At 71.0% G+C, this 4,728-nt stretch carries 5 protein-coding genes; 2 read left to right on the top strand and 3 right to left on the bottom strand.

Features of this window, described 5'->3' with window-relative positions:
- Window positions 1-127: 127 nt before the first annotated feature.
- Window positions 128-1,087, bottom strand: a complete 960-nt coding sequence (locus tag E1200_RS31325) for a YafY family protein (protein WP_131955953.1) — start codon at window positions 1,085-1,087, stop codon at window positions 128-130.
- Window positions 1,088-1,185: 98 nt separating this feature from the next.
- Here E1200_RS31325 and E1200_RS31320 point away from each other — a divergent pair, with 98 nt between their 5' ends.
- The gene (locus E1200_RS31320) at window positions 1,186-1,737 is read left to right on the top strand and encodes a DinB family protein (protein ID WP_165950540.1); all 552 of its coding nucleotides are present in this window, start codon (window positions 1,186-1,188) and stop codon (window positions 1,735-1,737) included.
- Between the two features lie 61 nt (window positions 1,738-1,798).
- Here the strand turns inward: E1200_RS31320 and E1200_RS31315 are convergent, their stop codons facing one another.
- Window positions 1,799-2,818 (bottom strand): TerC family protein, encoded by a 1,020-nt coding sequence (locus E1200_RS31315; RefSeq protein WP_131955949.1) that lies wholly within the window; start codon window positions 2,816-2,818, stop codon window positions 1,799-1,801.
- A gap of 860 nt (window positions 2,819-3,678) precedes the next feature.
- Complete coding sequence (locus tag E1200_RS31310) at window positions 3,679-4,041, bottom strand: DsrE family protein (protein WP_131955947.1); 363 nt, start codon at window positions 4,039-4,041, stop codon at window positions 3,679-3,681.
- A gap of 207 nt (window positions 4,042-4,248) precedes the next feature.
- Here E1200_RS31310 and E1200_RS31305 point away from each other — a divergent pair.
- Window positions 4,249-4,728, top strand: a 480-nt coding sequence (locus E1200_RS31305; protein WP_131955945.1) for an FABP family protein, incomplete at its 3' end; no start/stop codon positions are given.

The raw sequence follows: 4,728 nt of genomic DNA, 5'->3' as shown, positions 1-4,728 counted from the left end.
CCCGACCGCCCGCACCCGAACTCTGGCGAGCAACTAACGCCAGCCCCCCGGATGCGTTCACTTGCGGCGTGTTGCCCTTATGGAGCGCTCCATAAGGGCAACACGCCGCAAGTCAACGAGCGGCAAGTCAACGGGTGGCTCGTGTGAAGCGGGCTCCCCAGTCGCTCAGCTGGTCCCGTAGCTCCTGGGGCTCCACTACCTGGAAGTCGGCGCCTACTACGCCCATGGCCATGGCGGGCCAGTCCAGCGTGTCGGTGGTCATCCGCACCCGGCTGCGTTCGGCGTCGATCTCCTCGACGCTGCACCAGCGGCCGATTTTCGTCCGGACGGCAGCCGCAGGGGCGTCGACCAGCACCTCCACCCGGTACGAGCGCGGCGGCTCGCGCAGGCTGCCGCTGACGAACTCGGCGGCGTCCGCGGCGGGCAGTTCGCGGGGGAGGAACCGGGCGCCGGTCCCGTCCGGGGCGCTGAGCCGGTCGACGCGGAAGCTGCGCCAGTCGTGCCGGACGAGGTCGTACGCCACCAGGTACCAGCGCCGCCCCACCGGCACCAGCCGGTGCGGCTCGACGTGCCGGTCGGACGCCCGCCCCTGCGCGTCGGTGTAGGCGAAGCGGAGCCGTTCGGCGTCGCGGCAGGCCAGCGCGATCGTCGTGAGAACGCTGGAGTCGATCTCCGCCCCGACGGGACGGCCCCAGTCGGCGGGCACGGTCACCGCGCGCAGCGCCTCCACCCGGTGGCGCAGCCGGGCCGGCATGACCTGCACGACCTTGGCCAGCACGCGCACCGAGGACTCGGCGATCCCCGCCACCGCGCCCTGCGCCGCGGCCTGCAGCCCGACCGCGAGCGCGACCGCCTCCTCGTCGTCGATGACCAGCGGCGGCAGCGTCGCGCCCGCGGCGAGCTGGTAGCCGCCCTCGATGCCGCGCTGGGCGTGCACCGGGTAGCCCAGCTCGCGCAGCCGGTCGATGTCCCGGCGCAGGGTGCGGACGGAGACGCCCAGGCGGTCGGCCAGCTCGGCCCCCGGCCAGTAGCGGTGGGTCTGGAGCAGGGAGAGCAGCCGGAGCGTCCGGTCGCTGGTGTTCGCCATGTCTCCCATCCTGCGGCACTTCAGGACAGGAAGTGACCGCTATGGCTCCTAGCTTGGTGTTCGTCAGCCGGAGAACGAACGACCGAAAGGCGATGGCCATGACTGTGAACACGACGGCGGAGCACCGGAGCCCGGCCACCGCACCGACCGGCGAGCGCGCCGACCTGCTGGCGATGCTCGCCACCCACCGGCACTTCCTGCGCTTCACCACCCGCGACCTCGACGACGAGCAGGCCGCGGCGCGGACGACGGCCAGCGAGCTGTGCCTCGGCGGCCTGATCAAGCACGTCTCCGCGGTCGAGCAGGGCTGGGCGGACTTCCTCGTGGACGGCCCGTCCGCGCTCGGCGACTTCGACTCCCTGACCGAAGAGGACTTCGCGCGGCGGGCCGACGAGTTCCGGATGCTGCCCGGCGAGACGCTGGCCGGCGTGCTCGACGCCTATGCCGAGGTGGCGCGACGTACGGACGAACTGGTCGCCGCCCTCCCCGACCTGGATGCGACGCAGCCGCTGCCGAAGGCGCCGTGGTTCCAGGACGCGCACTGGTCGGTCCGGCGGGTGCTGCTGCACATCATCGCGGAGACGGCCCAGCACGCGGGGCACGCCGACATCATCCGGGAGTCCCTGGACGGTGCGAAGAGCATGGGCTGAGCGACTCCGCCGACCCGCGGCGTGTCGTCGTCCGGCCTCGCGACGACGACACGCCGACGGGTCAGGGGTTGGCGCGGTCGTCCTCGCGCGGCTTCGCCTTGGCGCGGGTGCGGAGCGAGCCGGGCTTGGCCTTCTCCTCCGGGTGGGCCCGGACGCGGAGCAGGCTGGCGACGGTCGTCACGACCAGGATCAGCAGGATGACCACCAGCGACAGCGGCGTCGGCATCTCCGGCACGGACTTGGACACGTCCTCGTGCAGGAAGTGCAGGATGAGCTTGACGCCGATGAAGATCAGGATCGAGGAGAGCCCGATCGTCAGGTAGACCAGGCGGTCCAGCAGGCCCTCGACGAGGAAGTACAGGGCGCGCAGCCCGAGCAGGGCGAACGCGTTGGCGGTGAAGACGATGAACGGCTCCTTCGTCACGCCGAACACCGCGGGGATGGAGTCGAGGGCGAACAGCAGGTCCGTGCTCCCGATGGCGACGAACACGATCAGCAGCGGGGTCGCGACGCGCTGGCCGTTCTCCCGGGCGAGCATCCGGCCGCCGTGGTAGTCGTTGCTGATCGGGAACAGCTTGCGGGCGCGGCGCACCAGGAGGTTGTCCTCGACGTCCGGCTCCTCGTTGCGGTGCCGGATGAGCTGGATCGCCGTCCAGATCAGCACCAGGCCGAAGATCAGGAACGTGAAGGAGAACAGGCTGATCGCCGCGGCGCCCACCGCGATCAGGATGGCCCGCAGGACGAGCGCGGCGGCGATGCCGAACAGCAGCGTCTTCTGCTGGTACTCGTCGGGGACCTCGAACCGCGCCATGATGATCACGAACACGAAGAGGTTGTCGACCGACAGGCTCTTCTCGACGACGTAGCCGGAGAAGTACTCGGTGCCGGCCGTCCCGCCGGCGATCATCCAGACGGCGAGGCCGAACAGCAGCGCGACGGCGACGTAGAACACCGACCAGAACGTCGCCTCCCGCATGCCGACCGCGTGCGGCCGCCGGACGGCCACCAGGAGATCGAGCACGAAGAGCCCGACGACCAGCGCGATCGTCGCGGTCCATGCCCATGCGGAAATCTCGATCATGCGGAGGCTCCATCGGTGGGGCGAGACGTCGGCTGTCGTATATCCGTTCTGCGGCTCTTCTACCGTCCCATGTGCGGTGACGCGGGCGGGGCCGTTCGGTGAACGCGGATTTACCGGGTCGTGAAGCGTTCCCCGCCGCTCGGAACCGGGTGAGTTCACCCACGTGAGACTGAGTATCTCCGCCGATGCGAACCCCCGGACGCGGGCGGCAGGCTGCCGGCATGGAAACTTCGCGCTGGCGTCCCCCCGCCCTTCTCGCCAAGGCGGCCCTGGCCGTCCTGCTCGCGCTCGCCGTGGCCTTCCCCGAGTGGGACCGGTTCGCGGACAAGGCGATGGGCGTCCGCGTGGCCGCCTACCCCGCCGCCGTCATGCTCGTCACCCTGATCTGGGCGCTGCGGGGCCAGGGCAAGGCGTTCCCGTGGGACATCGACCTCCTCCTGACGCTCCCGTTCCTCATCGACGTCGCGGGGAACGCGGCCGACCTGTACGACACCGTCACCTGGTTCGACGACGCGTGCCACTTCGGCAACTGGGCGCTGCTCAGCGCCGCCGGCGGCCTGGCGCTGCGGCGGTGGAGCGGGCTCCCGCCCTGGGCGCTCGCGCTGTGCTGCACCGGCATGGGCGCCGTGGCGGCGATCCTCTGGGAGTTCTTCGAGTACGGCGTCTTCATCCTCGACACCCCCGAGAGCGTGTCCATCTACCGCGACACCATCGGCGACCTCATGCTCGGCCTCGCCGGCGCCGCCACGGCCGGTGCCGTCCTCGCCCTCGCGGCCCGGCGCAGGGCGTCGGTGAACGGCAGGGCGTCAGTGCACGGCAGGGCGTCAGTGCACGGCAGGGCGTCAGTAGACGGCAAAGCGTCAGTAGACGAGCGCCTGGACTCCGTCGGCGGTGATCTCCTCGACGAAGGTCGGCGCCCCGGCGATGCGGATGCCCGGGAGGACGTCGTCGGGACCGATGTCGCGCCGGGCCGCGCATTGGGTGCAGAGGGTGATGCGCCCGGTGGCGAGGATCACGGCGAGAAGGTCGTCCAGGGGAGTGGCGTGCGGGAGTGAGAACTCCGCCGCCCGCCCCGGCAGCGCGAACCACGCGGACTCGCCGGTCAGCCAGAGGGACACGGGCACGTCGCTCGCCGCCGCGGCGGCGGCGACCGTGAACGCCTGGTTGGAGCGCTCGGGTGCGTCGGCCCCCGCCGTGACCTTGATCACCAGTGGTCTCGCCATAGCCGCACTCTAGTCCCGCTGCCCGCGAGTTCCGGTGCCCGCGTAGCATCGCGCTATGACTGGGATGGTGAACGCGGGGATCCTCGTCCTCGTCCTCGGGCTCATGGCGGTCGCCGCCGTCCTGCTGGTGATCCGCCTCGGTCGCCTCAAGTAGCCCGGCCGGGCACGGGACGCGCGGGGGCGGCGGCGCCGCTACGCTCGGTGCCCATGGATCCTGAGCTGCATCCGGACCTCGAGCCGCTGAAGTTCCTCCTCGGCACCTGGGAGGGCGCCGGCGTCGGCGGCTATCCCACGATCGAGTCGTTCAACTTCGGTCAGGAGATGTCCTTCACCCACGTCGGGAAGCCGTTCCTCATCTATGCCAGCCGGACGTGGATGATCGAGGAGGACGGGACGCTCGGGCGGCCGCTCGGCATGGAGACGGGCTACTGGCGGCCGCGTCCCGACCACAAGGTCGAGGTGACGCTGGCGCATCCCACGGGCATCGTCGAGATCTACGTCGGGAACGTGGCGTTCACGCGGATCGAGCTGCAGACGGACGTCGTCGCCCGCACGGAGTCGGCCAAGGAGGTGACGGGCGGGCACCGCCTCTACGGGATGATCGGCGAGGACCTCGGCTGGGCCTACGACATGGCGGCGGTGGGGCAGCCCCTCCAGTCGCACCTGTCCGCCCAGCTCAAGCGGGTC

It is taken from the genome of Actinomadura sp. GC306 (assembly GCF_004348665.1).
In the GTDB taxonomy this organism is placed as follows: domain Bacteria; phylum Actinomycetota; class Actinomycetes; order Streptosporangiales; family Streptosporangiaceae; genus Spirillospora.
The sequence above is the reverse complement of the archived record's forward strand: the minus strand, read 5'-3'. Positions and strand labels throughout refer to the sequence as shown.

What these genes read in the sequence shown, in the direction of transcription:
- E1200_RS31320 (WP_165950540.1), top strand. Translation starts at nt 1,186, where the DNA reads ATGACTGTGAACACGACGGCGGAGCACCGGAGCCCGGCCACCGCACCG.
- E1200_RS31325 (WP_131955953.1), bottom strand. Translation starts at nt 1,087, where the DNA reads ATGGCGAACACCAGCGACCGGACGCTCCGGCTGCTCTCCCTGCTCCAG.
- E1200_RS31310 (WP_131955947.1), bottom strand. Translation starts at nt 4,041, where the DNA reads ATGGCGAGACCACTGGTGATCAAGGTCACGGCGGGGGCCGACGCACCC.
- E1200_RS31315 (WP_131955949.1), bottom strand. Translation starts at nt 2,818, where the DNA reads ATGATCGAGATTTCCGCATGGGCATGGACCGCGACGATCGCGCTGGTC.